The sequence below is a fragment of the Nostoc sp. genome (genome assembly GCF_036919595.1).
Lineage (GTDB): Bacteria > Cyanobacteriota > Cyanobacteriia > Cyanobacteriales > Nostocaceae > Nostoc.
Window position 1 is genome coordinate 36,482 of sequence record NZ_JBALCO010000008.1, and the last position, 22,509, is coordinate 58,990.

Annotated in this window: 14 protein-coding genes and 1 pseudogene; 11 read left to right on the forward strand and 4 right to left on the reverse strand. The window is 42.3% G+C overall.

Annotated elements, in window-relative coordinates:
- Positions 1 to 801 precede the first annotated feature (801 nt).
- From V7K21_RS01075 to V7K21_RS01095, 5 genes and pseudogenes are all read left to right on the forward strand, one after another.
- On the forward strand, positions 802 to 3,642 hold the full coding sequence (locus V7K21_RS01075) for a GAF domain-containing protein (protein ID WP_335170986.1): 2,841 nt from the start codon (positions 802 to 804) through the stop codon (positions 3,640 to 3,642).
- Positions 3,643 to 3,834: 192 nt separating this feature from the next.
- A complete protein-coding gene (locus V7K21_RS01080) occupies positions 3,835 to 4,014 on the forward strand; it encodes a hypothetical protein (RefSeq protein WP_335170988.1) in 180 nt (59 codons plus the stop codon).
- A 24-nt stretch (positions 4,015 to 4,038) separates the two neighbouring features.
- Positions 4,039 to 4,761 carry a cyclase family protein gene (locus V7K21_RS01085; RefSeq protein WP_335170989.1) on the forward strand — a complete coding sequence of 241 codons (723 nt, stop codon included), beginning with the start codon at positions 4,039 to 4,041 and terminating at the stop codon, positions 4,759 to 4,761.
- Positions 4,762 to 4,874: 113 nt separating this feature from the next.
- A complete protein-coding gene (locus V7K21_RS01090; protein WP_335170990.1) occupies positions 4,875 to 6,371 on the forward strand; it encodes an aldehyde dehydrogenase family protein in 1,497 nt (498 codons plus the stop codon).
- Between the two features lie 1,118 nt (positions 6,372 to 7,489).
- A pseudogene (locus V7K21_RS01095) lies at positions 7,490 to 7,861 on the forward strand (hypothetical protein); the annotation flags it as partial.
- 203 nt (positions 7,862 to 8,064) lie between these two features.
- On the opposite strand, the gene V7K21_RS01100 reads toward V7K21_RS01095, so the two are convergent.
- From V7K21_RS01100 to V7K21_RS01115, 4 genes are all read right to left on the reverse strand, one after another.
- Complete coding sequence (locus tag V7K21_RS01100; RefSeq protein ID WP_335170991.1) at positions 8,065 to 9,063, reverse strand: RNA polymerase sigma factor, RpoD/SigA family; 999 nt, start codon at positions 9,061 to 9,063, stop codon at positions 8,065 to 8,067.
- A 479-nt stretch (positions 9,064 to 9,542) separates the two neighbouring features.
- The gene (locus tag V7K21_RS01105; protein WP_273763151.1) at positions 9,543 to 9,824 is read right to left on the reverse strand and encodes a peptidase; all 282 of its coding nucleotides are present in this window, start codon (positions 9,822 to 9,824) and stop codon (positions 9,543 to 9,545) included.
- A 398-nt stretch (positions 9,825 to 10,222) separates the two neighbouring features.
- Entirely contained in the window at positions 10,223 to 10,648 is a 426-nt protein-coding gene (locus V7K21_RS01110; RefSeq protein WP_335170992.1) for a DUF4363 family protein, read from the reverse strand.
- A gap of 226 nt (positions 10,649 to 10,874) precedes the next feature.
- Positions 10,875 to 15,506, reverse strand: coding sequence for a GAF domain-containing protein (locus V7K21_RS01115; RefSeq protein ID WP_335170993.1), 4,632 nt, complete (start codon positions 15,504 to 15,506; stop codon positions 10,875 to 10,877).
- A gap of 221 nt (positions 15,507 to 15,727) precedes the next feature.
- Between V7K21_RS01115 and V7K21_RS01120 the strand changes: the two genes are divergently transcribed.
- The 6 genes from V7K21_RS01120 to cbiE all read left to right on the forward strand — a co-directional run bounded on the left by V7K21_RS01120 (position 15,728) and on the right by cbiE (position 22,308).
- A complete protein-coding gene (locus tag V7K21_RS01120; protein WP_335170994.1) occupies positions 15,728 to 16,051 on the forward strand; it encodes a YnfA family protein in 324 nt (107 codons plus the stop codon).
- A gap of 367 nt (positions 16,052 to 16,418) precedes the next feature.
- Entirely contained in the window at positions 16,419 to 17,846 is a 1,428-nt protein-coding gene (locus tag V7K21_RS01125; RefSeq protein ID WP_442948838.1) for an ammonium transporter, read from the forward strand.
- A 164-nt stretch (positions 17,847 to 18,010) separates the two neighbouring features.
- Positions 18,011 to 18,847 (forward strand): SGNH/GDSL hydrolase family protein, encoded by an 837-nt coding sequence (locus V7K21_RS01130; RefSeq protein WP_335170996.1) that lies wholly within the window; start codon positions 18,011 to 18,013, stop codon positions 18,845 to 18,847.
- Between the two features lie 119 nt (positions 18,848 to 18,966).
- The gene (locus V7K21_RS01135; RefSeq protein WP_335170997.1) at positions 18,967 to 20,175 is read left to right on the forward strand and encodes a 4-hydroxy-3-methylbut-2-enyl diphosphate reductase; all 1,209 of its coding nucleotides are present in this window, start codon (positions 18,967 to 18,969) and stop codon (positions 20,173 to 20,175) included.
- Between the two features lie 131 nt (positions 20,176 to 20,306).
- Positions 20,307 to 21,086 (forward strand): class I SAM-dependent methyltransferase, encoded by a 780-nt coding sequence (locus tag V7K21_RS01140; protein WP_335170998.1) that lies wholly within the window; start codon positions 20,307 to 20,309, stop codon positions 21,084 to 21,086.
- Positions 21,087 to 21,099: 13 nt separating this feature from the next.
- Positions 21,100 to 22,308, forward strand: coding sequence for a precorrin-6y C5,15-methyltransferase (decarboxylating) subunit CbiE (gene cbiE / locus V7K21_RS01145; RefSeq protein ID WP_335170999.1), 1,209 nt, complete (start codon positions 21,100 to 21,102; stop codon positions 22,306 to 22,308).
- Positions 22,309 to 22,509: the final 201 nt, after the last annotated feature.

The following is a 22,509-nucleotide window of genomic DNA, read 5'->3' on the forward strand; positions in this document are numbered from 1 at the left end:
GATATGGGTATTAAACCCTTTTCTAGCGGTTCTTGCATGGGTAAAGTGCAGAAAAAACAATTAACCACAGATGAACACAGATACAAGGTAGCACACTGCATTGCTGTGTCCCTACCTGTGTACTTCATTCAAATGAGAATCGCTATATACCTCTTATTTTAAGCAAGCTACATCGATTAACCGGACTTTAATTCATGCTGAATTCTTCTTGATAAAAAATCAATATTTATTTGATATGAAATTCTTGATTATTGTGAATTTATTATAAAGACGTAAAAGGATGCTTGGAAAGTCAACAAGTATACTTGAAACCTCACTTCTATTTCTCTGTCCTGCTCTTGAGATGCTTTGAAACCCCTATTTTCACACTTCGTGCCGCAACTATTAGAGAATGTCTGAAAAGTGTACCAAAGGTATAATTTGTCATTCTGAGCATCACAAAGTGGAGCGAAGAATCGCAATTTCCTGTGTTGATGAGATGCAATCCACTCTACTGTTACTTAATTCCAATTAGCTGGAATTTACTGGAGTATGTCTAACAACAGGCACCTCTGCATCGGCGCGAGAAGAGGAGATTGGCAATATCTGGACTTATAGCGTCCATCCAGAAGATAAATATGTAAAAATATATACTTAAAAGCATTTACAACGCATGATTCCTTTTAGTGGCAATATCGTCTGCGTCGGGCTGATGGTGAATATCGCTGGATTTTAGATACAGCCGCGCCACGATTCTCAGTAGATGGCAACTTTGTCGGTTACATTAGTTATTGTGTGGATATAATAGAAGTGCGATATACTATGAGAGAAAGTTGCTCGACATCTACAAATTCCTCTTATTGTCTGCATGAAATTACAGAACAAAAACAGGCGGCAGAATTAACAAAGGCACTAGAGCAACTACAAGCCGAAACTGCAAAACGCCAAGCAGCTGAAGCACAATTACGCCAAAAAACATCAGAAATTGCAGCGATTTTGCAAGTGCTTCCTGATTTATACTTTCGTCTCGATGCTGATGGAAGTATTCTGGATTATAAGCAAGGATTGATGGAGAATCCGTATATTCCAACAGGAAATTGTCAGGGCAAGAGTTTGCGAGAATATCTACCAACTGCTGTAGGCGATCGCTTCGGTCAAGCAATAACTCAAGTACTTGAAACTCAATCTTCAGTCAGTTTTGAATATACCTTACTTCTACCGAAAGGGAACAAGAATTTTGAAGCTAAGTTATTACCATTACCAGACCAACAAATCATAGTTCTTGTCCGCGACACCAGCGACAACATCCAAGCAGCATTAATAGAAAGCAATGCCAAGTTTCGCAGCATGGTCGAAAACGCCCATGACATTATTTTTGCAGTGACCCTTGAAGGGATATTGTCTTACGTTTCTCCTAATTTGACTGATCTTTTAGGGTATGAAGTTGCAGAAATTGAAGGTAAATCTTTTATTCCCCTTATACATCCTGACGATGTGTCTATTTGTGCCGATTATTTCCAAAGACTTTTGACAACAAGCGACAAACAAGACGCAATTGAATATCGAGTAAAACACAAAAATGGTAGTTGGCGATGGCATACAAGCAACTCATCTGTTATTAAAGACGTTAATGGTAATTTTTTAAACTTCCTTGGTATTTGCTATGACACCACTGACCGAAAACTTGCAGAGGAAGCTCTAGCAGAGCGAGCGCGTTTAGCAAATTTTCGTGCTGATGTAGACGCGGCCCTTACTCAGAGTGACAGCTTACAGAAGATGATGCACCGCTGCACTGAGGCTCTAGTTGAACATCTTGATGCAGCCTTTGCTCGCATCTGGACGCTGAATAAAAAAGACAACGTATTGGAGTTGCAAGTCAGTTCTGGGATGTATACCCACATTAATGGAACCCATAAATATGTGCCAGTTGGTCAATTCAAAATTGGTTTGATTGCCGAAGAGGGCAAACCCCACCTAACTAACTCTGTGCAGACAGACCCCCGCGTGGCTAACAAAGAGTGGGCACAGCAAGAAGGTATGGTCGCTTTCGCTGGCTATCCCCTGATTATTGAAGATGAAACTGTAGGGGTGATAGCCATGTTTGCCCGCCAAACGGTGACAGAATCAACTTTCACAGCACTGGAATTTGCCGCCCAGGAGATTGCTATTGGCATCAAGCGCAAACAAGTAGAAGTTGCACTCAGAGAAAGCGTCCAGCGGGAAGCACTACTCAATCGTCTTTCTAACCAGATTCGAGCTTCTCTGGATCTTAATTACATTGTGGAAACCGCAGTGCAGGAGATTCGCAACTTATTCCAGATTGATCGCTGTGCCTTCTTTTGGTATAGGCAAGACGCTGAGGTTCCCTACTGGGAGAGTGTATATGAGGCAAAAAGTTCCTCTTTACCCTGTCTGATTGATGACCAAGCAACTAATGCAGAAATTGAACTAATCGCAGCTAAAACCTTGAATAGAGAAATTATCCGCATTGATGATATTAAGACTGTGGGTGATTCCATAGCACAGCTGTTTTTTCAGGATTTCGGTTTCACTGCCTTTATGTCGCTCCCCGTACACACCCAATCTGGCGAAATAGGTGCATTTAGCTGTGGTTCTTGTAGTGGCTTTCGACCTTGGCTAGACAATGAAGTAGAATTACTACAAGCAGTTACAGTTCAACTAGCGATCGCTATTGACCAAGCCAAACTTTACACCCAAAGTCGCATCGCTGCCCAAACTGCCCAAGACAAAGCCCAGCAACTAGAAGCGGCGCTATTAGAACTTCAACAAACCCAAGCGCAACTGATTCAAACTGAAAAAATGTCCAGTTTAGGACAGTTAGTTGCAGGTATTGCCCATGAAATTAATAATCCCGTCAATTTTATTTACGGCAATATTAGCCACGCCCGTGAATATACTAAGGATTTGCTGCACTTGATAGAACTTTACCAACAGAACGATTGCCCACCAACATCAGAGATTCACCAACAAATCTACGCCATTGATTTAGACTTTCTCAGGCAAGATTTGCCCAAAATCCTAGATTCTATGAACATGGGAGCCGAACGCATTCGGCAGATTGTCCTATCTTTACGCAATTTTTCTCGCCTTGATGAAGACGGCACTAAAGCAGTGGATATTCATGAAGGTATTGATAGCACCTTACTGCTGTTGCAAAATCGCCTGAAAGCCAAACCAGGACATCACGAAATCCAAGTAATCCGAGACTACGGCAACCTACCAGCGGTAGGGTGTCACGCTGGACAGATGAATCAAGTATTTATGAATCTGTTGACAAATGCGATCGATGCTTTAGAAGAGGGAATGGGGAGTAGGGAGTGGAGACTACGGGTACAGGGGAGGCAGGGAGAGAATGCTCAATGCCCAATGCCCACAATTCGCATTCGCACCCTCATCCAAGAAGACCGTCTAATCATTGGCATTGCTGACAATGGCCCAGGCATGACTGAGGAAGTACGTAAACGCCTATTTGACCCCTTCTTCACTACGAAACCCGTCGGTAAAGGTACGGGCATGGGTTTATCAATTGGCTACCAAATTATTGTTAAAGAACACGGTGGGCAAATCAAGTGTATTTCAGCACTAGGAGAAGGTGCCGAGTTTATCATTGCGATTCCACTACAGGAGCAACCCTCTACGTAGATATTACCAAGCTTAACCTAAGCTTAATTAAAAATTAACCTAGTGGTTGTTAACTAAGATTAATTCACTTTTTGCTGCAACATTTGAACCCCCCAATAACCTAAAATTTACAGGAATTGGGGGGATTATTTATCCCAGTATAGGGAATTAAGAGTAGAAATATTGCAGTTAAATTGATTCAAAAACGTTGTAATGGTAGTGGTATCTTTGCGACGCCGAATAGCCCAACCTAGGCAATGTCTAAGACGGGCTGTGACGCTCGTTCCGACGCTCGTTCCGACGCTCGTTCCTCGCTACCGCTGCGCTATCGCTACCGCTGCGCTATCGCTACCGCTGCGCTATCGGCGTCGCACCTTTGAAAAAAATCCCTGAGTACAAATAAAATAGAAGGCTGGGATGATACAACCCCAAAGTCAAAATAGTATCACCTACACACACGTTATCCACCTAAGTCATGTAATTGACATAGATATTCCCCAATGGTCTGGCGACCCTACAGTAGAATTTGAAACTGTGGCTGAACTGAATAATGATGGCTATTACCTGCGGCGTTTCGCCTTGGGAGAACATAGCGCTACCCATATTAACGCCCCTAACAGCTTTCATAGCTATAGTATGGGAATTGACCAATACCCCGCCCAATCTTTGGTTGTACCTGCGGTAGTCATAGATATTCGCCAAGCCACAGCGGTTAATTCTGATTATGCCCTAACTATTGCTGATGTTGTGGCTTGGGAAGAACAATACGGTGAAATTTCTGCTGGCTGCGTAGTTATACTGAATACTGGTTGGCAGAACAAGTGGTCGGATAAAAGTGCATTCCTAAATCATGATGCTCAAGGAATTGCCCACTTTCCGGGCTTTGGCAGTGATGCGACTCAATTTTTACTGAATGAACGGCAAATTGCAGGGGTAGGAATTGATACTCATGGTGTAGATCCTGGACAAGATAACAGTTTTGCTACCAATCGCCTGATTTTAGAACAACCGCGGATTGTGTTGGAGAATCTCACCAATTTGGATCAGTTGCCACCAAAAGGTACTACTCTAGCGATCGGGATTCTGAGGTTGCGTGGTGGTTCTGGTTCTCCTGTGGGTGTGTTGGCGTTAGTGCCTTAATTTTTATATCGATATTTCTATCTCACGCCAATTTTTCAGACTAGCGGATAACCTAGAAAGCAAGCAAACTTAATACACAAGTTCCAGTGGATCATCAGCCGGAGATTTTCAAGATGACAACTCCGCTATCTTGCCGCAATTACATAGACGGTCAATGGTTGAGTGCTGTAGGGGAAGCAACTTTAGAAAGTCGCAACCCTGCTGACAAAACCGAAGTCGTTGCCACATTCCCCCGTTCCCAAGTTAATGATGTAGATACAGCGGTAGCCGCCGCCCGGAAAGCCTACCACAGTTGGCGTAAAGTCCCGGCCCCAGCTAGGGCAGAATACATCTTTCGCGTTGGGGAAATATTACTCCAAAATAAAGAAGAACTTGCCCAGTTAATCAGTCGGGAAATGGGTAAACCCTTGACAGAAGCTAGGGGAGATGTGCAAGAAGGTATTGACTGTGCCTTTTACAGTGCTGGGGAAGGGCGGCGACTATTCGGGCAAACCACACCATCGGAAATGTCCAATAAATTCGCCATGACTGTGCGAATGCCCATAGGAGTTTGTGCCTTAATTACTCCCTGGAATTTCCCAGTGGCAATTCCTTGCTGGAAAGCTATGCCAGCCTTGGTATGTGGCAATACAGTCATCCTCAAACCTGCCGAGGATACCTCCGCCTGTGCAACTAAATTGATTGAAATTTTCCACCAAGCAGGTTTACCACCAGGAGTGATTAACTTGGTGCATGGTGTAGGAGAAGAGGCGGGGAAAGCTTTAGTTGAGCATCCCAATCTAGATTTGGTATCGTTTACTGGTTCTTCAGAAACGGGTGCCTTTGTTGGCGCTACTTGCGGACGCACTCACAAGCGTGTCTGTCTGGAAATGGGTGGTAAAAATGCCCAAGTAGTGATGGAAGATGCCGATTTGGAACTTGCTCTCGATGGTGCAGTGTGGGGTGCTTTTGGGACAACCGGTCAACGGTGTACGGCTACTAGTCGCCTGATTTTGCATCGTGATATCAAAGAAAAATTTACCGCTATGCTTTATGAGCGTACCAGTAAGTTACGCTTGGGTGCTGGCACTGACCCCAATACAGATATTGGCCCGATTGTCAATGAAAAGCAACTCCAACAGGTGAGCAAGTATTTGGATATAGCCCGTGAGGAAGGAGCAAAGGTTTTAATTGGTGGAGAAATTGCCAGTGAAGGCGAATTAAAAAACGGTTATTTCTTTCAACCAACTATTTTGGATGATGTAACTCCTGATATGCGAGTTGCCCGTGAAGAGATATTTGGGCCAGTAGTGGCATTAATCGAAGTTAGCTCCTTTGAGGAAGCGATCGCAATTCTCAACGATAGCAATTATGGTCTTTCTTCTTCAGTTTACACCCGCGATATCAACCGGGCTTTTACTGCCATGCGCGACATTGAAGCAGGTATCACCTATATTAACGGCCCTACTATTGGTGCAGAGGTACACTTGCCCTTTGGTGGTGTCAAACAAACCGGTAACGGACACCGCGAGGCTGGAACTACTGCAATGGATGTTTTCACAGAATGGAAAAGTGTTTATGTTGACTTTTCTGGAAGTTTGCAACGCGCTCAGATAGATAACCGCAGTTAATTTCGCAATAAGCGCGATTTTCAACTCAGTAGACTATTAAAAAAACCTAACAAGAACAGCCCCTTCCCTTGCAGGGAAGGGGAGTAAGCTCTCTTGTTTTAAAAAAGAGGATCTAATTGACACGCATTGAAATGCGAAATTTGTAGTATCCCCTTGACATTATGTAACTTTTGTAATATTTACGTAGTACGTAAATAAAAGCCTCCTCAAAAGGCAAAACTAAAACCTCTTATAACCTTGACAATTGTATAGATACCACTTTTTGGGGATTAGCTTAGTAACTTCCTTCGGCAGTGCCCACTTTTGGGGTCGCGATTGGTGTTCAACTGGTGCGAAACCAACAAACGGACGGGGTTGCAGGATTCGGGTACCCTTTGCTACGCAACGCTAGCGCGAACGGGAAGGCAAAGCCTACAATTCCCGACGGCTCCTATATGGTGAGAAGTACACATATCTAGGACTTAATTTTATATTATTAACTTTTTTTGTACCTATTAAAAAGAGTTGAAATAAATACAAAAATCTATAAAAAAGATGCTCTGGAGTTCTGGCATTTGGACTTTCAAAGGCAACCTGTATCTATTTTGTGCCGATTAGTTGCAGTGGCAATAGTTATATTTAGTCATGCATACCGAGTGCGATCGCCCAGATGAAGGATGCTTCCGTACCATTGCCCTTACGCATGGCAGGTGTAAATCAGCGTTCGCTGATCCAGTTGATAATTCAATCATCTTCATCTAGCTTTATCTCTTGTGTTGTAATCCGGAAAGTAGCAATTTATTGTAGTACATTGTATTATAATAATATCCTGCTTGCCCCAACTCGTGAAGCCTACATACTAGTACGAGAGGAACGGTAACACTGTCAATTACAGTGGGGTGTGTGAACGGGGAGTGCGAAGAACCTGGTAGGTAGGCTTAAAAGTAGCCATCCTTGAAAGAGTGTGTAACAACTCACCAGTGGAGTCCCTCTAGTAACTGAAAACACGCAATGCTCCACCAACTTGCACGCAGAATTATATTAATTTGTAATTCGTAATTCGTAATGAAGAAAGTCAAATTTTATCTAGATTTCTAGGGTTGCATCTGTAGCCTTGTTTTGAAAAATTGGTATTATTTATGGCTGATATCCGTAAGCTAATCAACCAAATTGCGATCGCAGAAGCACAGTTGTCTGCTACCCAATTCCTTGCACCTTGTGTTGAAGGTGGACGAGTTCGCACAAGGGTAGCCGGAATGGTTTACACTTTCACGCCAAAGCCTAGTAAATTTGAAGGTTGGGGTATTTTTCAGGCTGTGGATGAGAAGACAGCAACCGTTATAGAAGAAGCAGACTTCCCCCAAATTGCGGAATACCTGCAAAACTTTCCCCAAATACGGCTGCGGTTAGCACACCAACTCCGGAAACAAACTTGGTTGGCATACCCTGTAAATGAAGCACATGTGCGTCAACGCTTAAAGGTGGTTAAGCCGATCGCAGTGCATCTTTTGTAAATTGCGTAGACGCTCTTAGCGGCTTGTCGCAGACATAGCCCATCAGAATTTACGAAATTCTCAAGGTTTAAGTAAAGAGCAACTAACAAGCGGCAAGTTTTGTGGCCAGGTATAAATCTCCGTTACAAAACTTAATTACTCTCTTCTCTACGATACGCTACGCGCAGCGTCTCGTAGAGAGCGTGATTACGAATTATGAATTAACTAGCTAGATAGTTGTGTGTCTTATCCTTCTGTTTTCGTAGACTACCCAAAGCTTGTTGCTCTATCTGTCTTACTCGTTCTCGACTAATACCCATACGTTGACCAATCTCTGCCAAAGAAAGTTCCTTTTCATTTGTTAAACCAAAACGCAAAGTTAATATTTCTCGTTGCTGGGGAGTCAATGTTGACAATAAAATTTGAATATTTTGTTTGAGAAACTTTTGGTCAGTGTATAATTCTGGGGAGAGTCCATCATCCTCCAACACATCTTGTAATTCTGTATCTTTTTCTGAGCCAACTCGCAATTCTAAAGAAACAGGTTGACGTGCTAAGAGGAAATAATCTCGAATTTGTTTAGGATCTAAAGATAGTTCTTCGGCGATATCAACTGCGGTAGGAGTTCGACCTAATTTTTGAGTTAGTTCACGTTGAATACGCTTGATTTTGTTCAGTTTTTCTGTAATATGAATAGGCAAGCGGATAGTACGTCCTTGTTCGGCGATCGCTCGTGTAATTGCCTGACGAATCCACCAATAGCCATAAGTTGAAAACTTGTACCCTTTAGTAGGGTCAAATTTCTCAACTCCTCGCTCTAAACCTAAACTTCCTTCTTGAACTAAGTCGAGGAAATCTAGGTTATGTCTTTGATACTTCTTAGCAACAGACACCACAAGTCGCAGGTTAGCCTGAATCATTTTCTGCTTGGCTTGATGTCCCTGATGTAACTGTTGCAGCAATGATTTTTCACCGATATTTATATTTTCAACCCACTCTTGTTGTGTTGGTTGACGTTTTAATTGAATAGCTAATTTTTCTTTTGCAGCAAGTAAAGCTATCATTTTTTGAACTTGCTTGGCGAAATTAATCTCTTGCTCATTAGTTAATAAAGGTATACGTCCAATTTCACGAAGATAAGTACGCACTGGATCAACAGTAGATAAATATTTATCATTTTTATTGTTTACTTCTAGAGACTGGAAAGATAGATTATTCATAGTTATTTGAACCTTCAGAAATACTTGTTGGTTTAGAGGTAAATAAATTTCAATCCCAGAGAATTAGTGTAACATTCAGAAATCAACTTATAATGAAATTATTAATTTTGGATGATTAAATTACTGAGGTGACTTGTAACTGAAATCAGTTTTTAGCTTGATTTTAAAAGGTGAAATTCAAAAATTGGTCAAGATTTTCTCGTTGTGATCACAGATAATTATTTCGCCAAAACTAATATGTTTTAAATTAAGAGCTTGATGTTACAGGAGCTTGTCAAAGAAATGAAAAGGTTATGTCTGTCCAAATTCCAGTTCGTTATGAAGCAGTAGAAATACCTCTATAAACAGCTTCTGCAATGTGTTTTCCGGCACTGGATACAATGGGTTATGCCTTGATTACGCAATTGCTTTGGCAGGGTAACCTACTTGTTTTTATATATTAAAAGACGCGATCGCTCTTGAGTAAAGTTATGTCTTTTCTAATCCTTCTCAGATTTTGACCTTTTCCTACCAAACAAACTAGTCATACTTAATCCAGTAACTAACAATCCCAATAGTCCTAGTCCGTTCAAAATCGGGTAGATTCCCTGTAAACCAAAGATTTCACCACGATGAATCGAAAGCAGTAGACTACGCCCAACTCCAAGGTTAGCTGACCACTCACCTACCAGCGTAGCTGCAATACCAGTTAACAATGTTACAGCAAGCGGTAAAGCCAAAATAATCGCTAGAGTCCGGTGGTACTTGCGAAATGAACGCATTATCCAAAATCTCCAGTGGAAACTATAGCAGTTTGCAAGTTGATCAGGTACAGAACTATTTATCTCCAAGCCAGATAAAAAGCTTGTTCTTCTAATGTCTCCTGTCTTTTGACTGAATTCTAGATTTTAAATTTTGGATAATGGAATTCAAAGGTTCAAAATTCAAAATTTAAAAAGGTCTGTGCCTTGCACGTCTTGTAAGAGTTGACCCCGAATTGAAACGCGAAAACAATTCTATTATCCAAAATCTAAAATTATTTATTCAGAACAACTACCTGGAAACATAGGGTCAATCTAAAATCTAAAATCGTTCGACTGAGCATAGCCGTTCGCGTAGCGTTCCGCAGGAAAGTCCAAAATCCAAAATTGCTTAACTCCTGCTCTATGTTAGTTTTCCCTCACCCTTTAGAAACAGTGGCGATATTTGTGTCAAGTGTTTGTAACCCCTTAAGAGCTTTCGCTTTATCTTTTGCTTTCAGCGCACCCTTCACCTGGGTCGCAGTATCTTCGATTACATTATAGGTTTTTGAAGATTTAGTTTTGACACCATCCTCAACCTTAGACCAAGAGTTTTCAAACTTATCAAATTCCTGTTGAGCTTTGTCAAAATTTCCGGCTTGCACCGCAGTTTTTGTATTTGAAACTACACTGACCAAAGGATTAAAACCTCCCTGCGTAGTACTAGGAGTTTTCGATGCTGTTGTCCCCCCAGTGGTTTGAGTGGTAGCAGAAGTCTGGGTAGGAGATTTTTGATCACTGTTGCATCCTCCCAATGTCAGTAAGCCAATTGCAGTAACGGGGATGATATAGATTAAGCGTTTCATAAAACCTCTTGAATAATCATAAATCGCCAAGTACTGACGGTATCAGTTACTATATCAGCAAACCTGTCATCTAAAGTTGCTGGAGACGTAGGAAGATTTTATGCAGGTTTTACTTAAGTAATTAATGCAACAATCTATACTTCATCTATTTATGCGGCTGTATCAAGGCTGTTTTTGCATCTTAATTGCGGGTTTATGCCCGATCATTTTTGATGTGTAATAAGGTCTAATTTGTTACTTTGTTTCTGATTAAAAAGTCTTGAATGCAGTTGACAAATTCTTTTAACTCTAAAATTAAGTTAGTAGTATCTTTAGGCTCTTGATGGTAAGCCAATTGTTCTAGTTTGTCGGCTGCTAGGTACATAGCTGTGGCTCCAATATTGGCAGTAGCACCTTTAAGATGATGAGCTTCTCGCAAAATTTGCCTAAAGTCATGAGATGCGATCGCTGCAATAATTATTTCTAAACGGGGTTTAATATCTTCAAGGCATATTCGCAATAGATTTAATTCAAATTCTGTGTCATTTCCCGATATCCGATGCAAGTGTTCCCAATCAATTGCTAGGTCAGTGGAAACTGTCTGTTCATAGATAACCGCCTTTTCTTGTGAGAAGATCACGCCTGTCCAATGCTCTAGAGTCGCAGCCAATTTTTCTTTAAACACTGGCTTAGTCAGATAGTCGTCCATTCCGGCATTTAGACACATTTGTTCGTCTTCTTTCATCGCATTAGCTGTCATCGCAATCACCACAGGACGACGACGCAGGGCAAAAGCGTCCTCTTGCCAACGATGAATTTCTTTTGTGGTTTCCAAACCGTCGAGAATTGGCATTTGGCAATCCATTAGAATCAAATCGTAAGGAATTTTTTCTAATAGCTGCAAAACTTCCTTTCCATTAGCAACGACATCGGCTTTGTAGCCCAAACTCTGGAGTTGCTTCAAGGCTACTTTCTGATTCACCAAATTATCTTCGGCTAGCAGAATTCTTAACTTGGATTTAGTAAAGGGGTTAGGGGAAGAGGAAGTAAGAATGCCTAAAGTTTCTGTACTCTGGATTTCTTCAGTGGCCTCAAGCCTTGAGCCTCTGGCCCCTTGTTCTAATTCTGGCACAGTTTCTAAAATAGTCATGATGGTATCATGCAGTCGTGATGGCTTAATGGGTTTGACCAAATAAGCAGCAAATCCGATTTGGAGCGCCTTCTGCACTTGATCTCGTTGATTAGTAGAGATGATCATAATCAAAGGGATCTCAGCAATTGCAGAATTGGCTTTAATTTGTTCTCCTAAAGTCATGCCATTTGTTTGGGGTATTTGCATATTAACCAAGGCGACATCATAGGATTTTCCTTGCTCACAAGCTTTCTGAATAACTTTGAGGGCCGCAGGAATACTGTCAGCTTGATCTACCTGCATTCCCCAATGAATAGCTTGATGGTAGATAATTTTGCAATTAGTAGCGTTGTTATCCACCACTAACAAGCGGCGATTATGTAAAAGTCCGCGTTCGCATTTTGGCAAAACAGGCTCAACAAGCTTTGTAAAAAGCACCTCAAACCAAAACTTAGATCCTTTCTCCATCTGACTTTCTACCCCAATCACTCCTCCCATCAAGGTCACCAGTTGTTTACAGATGGCTAATCCCAAACCGGTACCACCATACTTGCGAGTCGTAGAAGCATCCACTTGGGTAAATGGCGTAAAGAGTTTGCGTTGGTCTTCAGGGCTAATGCCAAGACCTGTATCTGTGATGGCAAAATGGATGGTGGCTGTAGTGGAGGAAAGCGAACGCAATTCGGCTTGCACTAATACTTCGCCAGCGCTAGTGAACTTGATTGCGTTGCTGATTAAGTTCATAAGAATTTGCCGCAGTCTACCACTATCTCCTTTGAGGTGGCTGGGGACGTTGTGCTCAATCATGGCGGCAATTTCTAATCCCTTGTTATGAGCTGAGGGAGCCAATAATTCCACTACTTCTTCCACACAAGTGAATAGGTCAAAATCTAGAGTTTCAAGAGCCATCTCTCCAGCCTCAAGTTTGGAAAGATCCAAAATCTCGTTGATTAAACTTAAAAGGGCGCCTCCACTACTCCGAATTGTTTCAATAAAATCTCTCTGTTCTGCATCTAAGGGAGTATCTAATACCAAACTGGTCATTCCCAATACAGCATTCATCGGAGTCCGAATTTCATGACTTATATTTGCCAAAAAGGCACTTTTAGTCTGAGAAGCTAATTCGGCTTGGCGACGGGCAATTTCAAGTTCTTGTCGCTGACGAGTTTCTGCTGCTAATAGTTGGGCTTGGGCTAAGGCAATACCTACTTGGTCGGCTATTTGCCGTAAAAGATCAGTTTCAAAGTTAGACCAGTGGCGGGAATCATCACACTGATGAACTATGAGCAAACCGCGAAGTTCTTCTTTGACAAGAATAGGCACAACCAAATTGACTTTGACCCCAAACTGTTGCATTAATTCCAGATGGCTTTGTTCGACTTTCAGCAGATCCAAATTAGCCAGCCCTAAAACGTGTCCTTGACGGTACTGCTGTAGATAGTATTGTTGTAGATATTCTGCTTGGAAGTAGGGGGGAGTGATGCTTTGCTCTTTGATTGCTGGTAAGCCAGAAACTACTGCTTCAATGACGGTGGGTGCAGACTCATCTGGCAAAAGCTGATAGATCAAAACTCGGTCGGTCTGGAGAATCTTTTGCACCTCCTCGACAGTGATTTGGAGAATTTCTTCGATTTGTAAAGACTGGCGAATCTTGAGGGTGATTTCGGTAAATAGTTGCGATCGCAAGTTTTGGCGTTGTACTTCTTCTTCAGCCTGTTTACGCTGAATAAACTGCCCCACTTGCTCGCCAATCGAATTCATCGTTTTTGCTAAATCTTGGTCAGGTGGCTGGATTTCACGGTTGAAGCAGGTAATGACACCAAGGATTTTGTGACCGCTGCGAATTGGAAAACCAAAAGCTGCTTGTAATTCTACTTGAGCGTTAATTTTGAAGCGGGAGAAACTGAGTTCTTTAACAACATCAGCAATCCAAACAGGTTCAGAACTAGCCCAAACCCGACCAGGTAGTCCAATTCCTGGTGGAAACGTGGTTTGCCGATTCAGTGCTTCAAACTCTTGCACCTCAAGGGATGTTTTATGCCACATATCGAGAAAACGCAGCACATTTGCTTGCTGATCTACCATCCAAATTTCACCCAAATCCCATCCCAAACTCTCGCAGATCCCTTGCAGTATTTGGTGAGTAGCTTCGCCCGTCGTGGCGGACTCCGCTAAAACGCGGGTTGCAGCATATTGTGCAGTCAGATGCTGTTGAGATCGTTTGCGATCAGTGATGTCAATGCCAGTGCTAACAATGTGTTCCACTGATCCTTCATAGTCTTTTAAGAAGGTATTCGACCAGGAAATCAGCCGCCGACTGCCATCCTTCATTACCCAATAGTTTTCGTACTCTAGGAAGCCTCCACCAGTTAGCAATTGTTCAAAAACTGCTTTGACTGACTCCACCTCTTCAGGAATTAGGAACAAGCTCCAGAAATACCTACCCCTTACCTCATCGAAGGAGTAACCTGTTATTTGCTCACAAGCTTGATTGAAGCGAACGATTTTCCCTTGAGAGTCAAAAACTATTACTAAAGCGCTGGCTGTATCAAGGACTGCTGAGATAAAGTTGCGTTCTTGATTTAAGGTTTCTTCTTTCTTTTGGCGCTCAATCACCTGACGATAGATGAGGTAGTAGACTACAGCAAGAACGATAAAACTTACACAGATGGCGATCGCAAATGTCAGAATTGTGTTGCGACTCGTGTGTTGGAGTTGTCCCCCTTCCTCGTTTTCCATCTCATTGATCACCTTGCGGCTATCATCCATGAGATTTTGTTGATTATTTCTCACTACTACTTGCAATGCCGCCTCTAATCCCTTGTTTTGGCGCAAGTCGATAGTCTGTTTAAGTTCAGTGAGTTTAGCCGTTATCAGAGATTCAACCAGTGTGATCTGCTGTCGTTGGTTCGGTTGATCTGTTGTTATCTTCAGTTTAACAATTTCTTGATCGACGTTAGCAAGTGCTGTCTGATAAGGTTTGAGATAAATTTGTTTTCCAGTGAGGATATAACCATTTTGCCCAGTCTCCACATCCTTGATCTGGGACAGTAGTTCTTCTAAACTGTTAATTTTTTTAGAAGTATTTTTTCCTATACTGCCATTATTAGTATAGGATTTTGTATTTTGATCGGAAACCACACCAATCAAAACTAAAATTGCCGACGCCAAACTGAAACCTGCCGCAATCCTTTTGAAAAATTGCTTGCGTACTCTCTGCGTCTGTTTGCCTTTGTTGGTCACAAGTACCAAACTTGCTAAATTTCGGCGCAATTCTAGTTGCTTAATGACTTGACGACCTAAGGTTCGTAATGCCTCTATCTGATCTGGAGTAAGTTCTCGTGGTACGTAGTCAATCACGCAAAGTGTTCCTAGTGCATATTCCTCAGGATTAATCAGAGGTACACCAGCATAAAACCGAATATTTGGGTCAGAAGTGACCAGTGGGTTTGCGGCGAACCGTTCGTCATTTGTTGCATCAGGCACAATCAAAACATCAGGCTGTAGAATAGCATGGGCACAGAATGCCAAATCTCGATGTATTTCTTGGGCTTCCATTCCGACTTTTGACTTGAACCACTGACGGTCTGTATCAATTAAGCTAATTAAAGCAATAGGAGTCTGACAAATATACGAGGCTAAACGGGTGACCTCTTCAAAAACGCCTTCAGATGGCGTATCGAAGATTTTATACTGCAAAAGCGTCTCGATTCTCTGTACTTCGTTATCAGGTAATGGTGCTTTCATCCTTGAGCCTTATCTACATTCTGGGAAGAAGCAGAGGGGCAGGGGGGTAGGGCAACCAACATTTAGTGCCCAATATTTTAATTTACTCAATATAAATACTAATGCCCAATGCCCAATGCCCAATGCCCAGTTCAACAAACTTACTTCAATTAATGACAATAGTTTAGTTAAAAGCGTTAGGGTAATTTCACTGAGTTCGACCTGATTAAAAAATCAGTTAAATGATTAAGTCCTTGCTGTATTTTTTGTGGGCTGGTTTATTTGAAATCGGGGGCGGCTACCTAGTCTGGTTGTGGTTGCGTGAAGGTAAGCCGTTCTGGTGGGGCATATTGGGTGGAATTGCTTTAGCTTTCTATGGGGTTATTGCAACTCTCCAATCGACAAATTTTGGCAGAGTGTATGCGGCTTATGGTGGCGTGTTTATTGCAATGGCAACGCTTTGGGGTTGGAAGGTAGACGGGGTAACTCCAGACCGCTACGACCTAATAGGAGCAAGTTTCGCTTTAGTGGGTGTTTTAATTATCATGTTTGCACCCAGAACTTAATTGACACTCTCAGTCCTTTTAGGGCTGATATTTGGGCAAATTCTCTGATAATTTACAATAATTATCAATTCTCACAAGGATCTTGATTTGTATTTGTAACAGTAGGTAACTAAGAATTTGGAATTTTGTAACGGTTGAATAAAATGTTATTCTTCAAAAACAAAAAAAAAGATGCAATGATTGCATGTGTATACCCTTATTTAAATCTTGGCAACTACAATCAGAATTATATTTTTGTTAACATTTGCAGAAAATTAAGGTTAGGTATCTTTCAAGACAAAAATGTCTAACTAAAAGTAATCAAATGTAGTGAAGTATACAAATAATTGGTGCTTAGGAAGAAAAACAAGTGTTGAAGAAAGTTGTAATGATTGGGGCTATGACCCTACTGATTTTGGGAGTACCGCTGATGGGCAATGCTTTTGCCCAAACACCAGCTGCTGCGCCGCCTGCTGCTGATACTGGAGATACGGCATTTATGCTGATTTCAGCAGCACTCGTGCTGCTAATGACACCAGGATTAGCGTTTTTCTATGGGGGATTTGTGCGATCGCGCAATATCTTAAACACATTGATGATGAGCTTTGTGTTGATGGCGATCGTGGGAGTTACCTGGATTTTGTGGGGCTATAGTCTTGCCTTCGCGCCAGGTTTACCGTTCATCGGTGGATTGCAATGGTTGGGGTTGAATGGTGTCGGTTTAGAGATTCAAGGCTACTTGCCGCATCTGCCATACGAAGATGCGCTCAAAGCAGCAGACTCCAAATATGCTGATGTTGTCTCCTACGCTGGAACGATTCCCCACCAGGCGTTCATGATTTATCAAGCGATGTTTGCCATTATTACCCCAGCCTTAATTTCTGGGGCGATCGTTGAACGGATGAGTTTCCGCGCCTATTCGCTGTTTGTGCTACTGTGGTCAACCTTTGTTTACGCCCCCCTGGCCCACATGGTATGGGCGAAAGGTGGATTTTTAGGTTTGTACGGTGGTTTGGGTGCCCTCGACTTTGCAGGTGGCACAGTAGTTCATATTAGTTCTGGCGTTTCAGCCCTGGTAGCTGCGAGCGTCCTTGGCGCTCGGAATACCCATCCCGATCGTCTTAGCCCTCCGCACAACGTTCCGTTTATTTTGCTGGGTGCTGGCTTGCTGTGGTTTGGTTGGTTCGGTTTCAACGCTGGGAGTGCCTTATCTGTTGCTGGTGGAACTTCTGGGAACTTAGTCACAAATGTGGCAACATCAGCCTTTGTTGCCACCAATACGGCGGCGGCAGCGGGGGCTTTAATGTTGCTAATTTTGGAAGGGGTTTTACGGGGTAAACCAACCGCTGTGGGAGCAGCTACAGGAGCCGTTGCTGGTTTAGTGGGCATCACTCCCGCCGCCGGATTTGTGACACCGCTATCAGCAATTTTAATTGGTTTCGTCACTGCCTTTGTTTGCTTCTATTCGATAAGTTACAAGCACAAGCTAAAAATTGACGATGCTTTAGATAGCTATTTTGTGCATGGTGTTGGTGGTACAGTGGGGGCAATTTTAACGGGCATCTTTGCTACGACTGAAATCAACGGAGGAGGTAAAGACGGAGTGCTACATGGTAATTTTGGTGAATTGGGAGTTCAACTAGCAGCAATTGCCGTTGCCTATGCGATCGCAGGTGTTGGTACATGGATTATTCTCAAGGTTATTGATGCTACAGTCGGTCTGCGAGTCAAGGAGGAAGCTGAATTGCAAGGTTTGGATATTAACGAACACGGTGAAGAAGGTTACAACTCCGAGTTTGGCGATCGTCCCATTTAGTAAAGAGTGCTGTTAGCGGATAGCTATGGTTTAGCCGATGCTGAGTTAAGAGTTTGGATGGAAGAACTTTCTGTTTGCTTCCCCAGTCCCCAGCTGTAAGATTGTGTAATTTGCGATCGCTAGCGTTAAAATTTGATTCTAATAATTGGTAAATTTCGCTAGTCGTGTCTACTTCAGCAAAAACCTTTCCTATCTGGGCATTTTTCTCGCTGTTAACCAACGGCATCCTCATGTTGGCGGTCATCCTGCTAATTTGGCAACAGCAGAGATTGGCCGCTTTTTTTGGGGGGGTAATAACATCCCCAGAGCCAATCAACCAGAACAACTCACCCCAAGTTGTTACACCTGATTTAGGTCGCCGTCACCAACTCACTTACCAGGAGTGGGTAAACATCCTTAAGCAAGAAGCCAAGGTAGCTGCTGACCAACGGACTCCGCATTTAAGCATCCTGGCGGGAGATTCTTTGAGTCTGTGGTTTCCCCCAGAATTATTACCCGAAGGTAAAAATTGGCTCAATCAAGGAATTTCTGGCGAAACCAGCAATGGACTTTTGAAAAGATTGAAGATATTTGACCGCACCCAGCCAGAGTTAATTTTTGTGATGATTGGCATTAATGACCTAATTGGGGGGATGAGCGACGGGGTAATTTTAGATAATCAGGGGCAAATTATCAGTTACCTACAAAAGGCGCATCCCACAGCCCAAATTATTGTCCAATCGATTTTGCCACACGGGGCAGAGGAAGCAACCTGGAAAGGACGAAAGAAACTCCAGACTATTGCCAATAGTCGCATTCGCCAGTTGAATCAGCAACTGCAAGGCGTTTCTACCAAAAAAGGTGTCAAATATCTCGATTTATATCCCCTGTTTACCAACAAGCAAGGTAATCTCCGCCGCGAATTTACTACTGATGGCTTACATTTAAGCCCTGAAGGCTATATAGTTTGGCGTTCTGCATTGCAGATTTATAGCGAAATCGAATTAAAACCCCAGCGTTAACGTCCTTCGAGGGAAAAAGGGTAAAGCACAAAAAGAAGTAATATCTTTGAAGACAACTGTGTATAAATCGCCTCTTAGCGCGAGAAAATAAAAAATAGTGGTTTAAGTAGACAAATCAAATGGATACAAAAGCTTTTAAGCGCACGCTCCAACATTCAGAAAATTACAATCGTAAGGGCTTTGGTCATAAAGCAGAAGTTGCCACCCAGTTGCAATCTGAGTATCAGAGTAACTTGATTCAAGAAATTCGCGATCGCAATTACACCCTACAACGAGGTGATGTGACGATCCGACTAGCACAAGCCTTTGGCTTTTGCTGGGGTGTAGAACGAGCTGTGGCCATGGCCTACGAAACCCGTCAACACTTCCCCACAGAACACATTTGGATTACTAACGAGATTATCCACAATCCTTCTGTGAATCAGCGGATGCAAGAGATGGAGGTAGAATTCATCCCCATTAAAGGAAAGAATAAAGACTTTTCTGTTGTTGGCACTGGTGATGTAGTCATATTACCTGCTTTTGGGGCTAGCGTTCAAGAAATGCAGATACTTCACGATAAAGGCTGCAAAATTGTTGATACAACTTGTCCTTGGGTATCTAAAGTTTGGAATACAGTAGAAAAACACAAAAGAGTCGATTATACTTCCATTATTCATGGTAAATATAAGCACGAAGAAACAGTCGCTACTAGTTCCTTTGCTGGCAAGTATTTAATAGTGTTGAATTTGCCAGAAGCAGAATATGTTGCTGACTATATTAGCAATGGTGGGAACCGTGAAGAATTTCTAACAAAATTTGCTAAAGCTTGTTCAGCAGGATTTGATCCCGATCAGGATTTAGAAAGAGTTGGCATTGCCAACCAAACTACGATGCTTAAAGGCGAAACTGACCAAATTGGCAAGCTTTTTGAGCGGACTATGTTGCAAAAGTATGGCCCCACTGAGTTAAATCAGCATTTTCAAAGCTTCAACACTATTTGTGACGCTACCCAAGAACGGCAAGATGCAATGTTAGAGCTAGTGGAACATAATTTAGATTTGATGGTAGTAATTGGCGGGTTTAATTCCTCGAATACTACTCAATTACAACAAATTGCTTTTGAGCGGGGAATTCCTTCCTATCATATTGATACTGTTGAACGGATTAAATCAGGAGATTCGATAGAACATCGGCAATTAAATGGGCAGTTAATAACTACAGAAAACTGGCTACCAGATGGAGAAATTGTTGTGGGAATTACTTCTGGTGCTTCTACGCCAGATAAAGTGGTAGAAGATGTGATTAAGAAAATTTTTACTGTGAAAGCAACAGCAATACTAGTTTAACAGTGATCAGTTATTGATTTATCTTTTAGTGAAACACTACATTAATAATAGTTATCAGTAACTAGTGAACATTAGTTATTGATAACTTTTGACTGTTCACTATATTTAAAAAGTTGTGAGAAATTCAATAAATGGCTATTTATGAGCAAATTGGTAAAGGCTATGATTTGACTCGTCGCGCTGACCTTGAAATTTCTGCCCAATTAGCTGTTCACCTTCAGCTAAAATCAGATTACTCATATCTAGATGTAGCGTGTGGAACTGGAAATTACACACTAGCTTTAGCAAAACATGGTGGTGTTTGGTATGGAGTAGACCAGTCAAAACAGATGATTGATACTGCTACGAATAAGAGTAATGCTGTAGCTTGGCAAATTGCAGAAGCTGAGGCGTTACCTTATGCTGATGAAACTTTCTCTGGTGTATTATGCACACTAGCAATACATCATTTTGCTGCATTAACTCCTGCTTTTCGGGAGATTTACCGTGTCTTGTCTGCTGGTTGTTTTGTATTATTTACTGCCACACCTGAGCAAATAAATAAATATTGGTTAGTCGAATATTTTCCAGAGGCTATATATAAATCTGCTGAACAGATGCCAAGTTTAGAAAAGGTCAAATATGCTCTCAATGAGGCAGGTTTTAAATCAATACATATCAAACCCTATTATATTTCTGAAAACTTAGAAGACCTATTTTTCTATAGTGGAAAACATCGTCCAGAAATATATTTAGACGAGAATGTGCGTTCTGGAATTTCTACCTTTGCTTTGCTAGCTTCTGCGGATGAAATCGCAGCAGGGTGTAAAAGGCTAGCAGCAGATATTAACACAGGACGCATCACAGAGATTGTCAATAAATATGAAAACAATCAAGGAGATTACTTGTTTGTAATTGCCGAGAAAGTATGAATCATGAATTAGCATGACACAGAAATGGCTTTCTATCGTCGGTATTGGAGAAGATGGATTACAGGGGTTAAGCGCGATCGCTCTTTCCCTAATCACTCAAGCTAAAGTAATTGTAGGAGGCGATCGCCATTTGGCAATGCTCCCTACAGATGATCAACGTGAGAAACTAGTCTGGACATCCCCCATTAGCGCCTCAGTTGAGGAAATTATCCAGCGTCGGGGTGAATCAATTTGCGTACTCGCAAGCGGCGATCCGATGTGTTACGGCGTTGGTGTTACCTTAATGCGGCGAATTCCCGTCTCAGAAATGACGATTATTCCCGCACCTTCAGCCTTCAGCCTCGCCTGTGCCAGGGTTGGATGGTCTTTAACTGAGGTAGAAACCTTGAGTTTGAATAGTCGTCCATCCTCCCTACTCCAATCTTACATCTATCCGGGAGCGCGGCTCTTGATTTTAAGTGAAGGGAAGGACACACCCGCCATTGTTGCCGAAATTTTGACAAATCGCGGCTATGGTGGCAGCAAAATCACCGTATTGGAGCGCATGGGTGGCATTCATGAAAGAATTGTGGAAGGTACAGCTGCATCTTGGAATGAAAACGAACTTGCTGCTTTGAATGCGATCGCAGTTTATTGTACTGCTGATGCTGGGGTTGTGCCATTACCAAAGTTACCAGGACTACCAGATAACGCCTACCACCACGATGGACAGTTAACGAAGCGTGAAGTTAGGGCAATCACCTTAGCAGCTTTGGCACCCACACCGGGAGAATTGTTGTGGGATGTGGGCGCGGGTTGCGGCTCGATTTCTATTGAATGGATGCGAAGCCATACTCGGTGTCGGGCGATCGCGATCGAACAAAACTTGTCTAGACTACTTTACATTGCCGATAATGCCGCCACTCTCGGTACTCCAAATTTGCAAATCATTGAAGGTAAAGCGCCCCATGCCCTGAAAGACTTGCCTGCACCAGATGCCATTTTTATTGGTGGTGGAGTGACAGCAACGGGACTTTTTGATGTTTGTTGGGAAGGACTGCGGCCTGGTGGACGTTTGGTGGCAAATGTTGTGACGGTAGAGGGTGAGCAAACTTTATTTCAATGGCATGAACGAGTCGGTGGTGATTTAATTCGTGTTGCCATCCAGCGGGCAGAACCTATTGGTAAATTTTTGGGATGGCGAGCAATGACGCCTGTGACGCAATGGATGGTTGTAAAATAACAAGATTTGTGTCTAGTATGAGGTGTTATTGATGTCCCGCAAGCCACGCGACCTCAAGCCAGAATACTGCTACTATGTCACAATTCAGTGATAAACTTTTTTATACTCTACGCCTTATGTGAGTGAGAAGGGGTAGCAAAAAAGAAAGGGAAACCACAAGATAAAGGTAACGAAACCAAAGCTTGAGGTCTCCCAATGAAT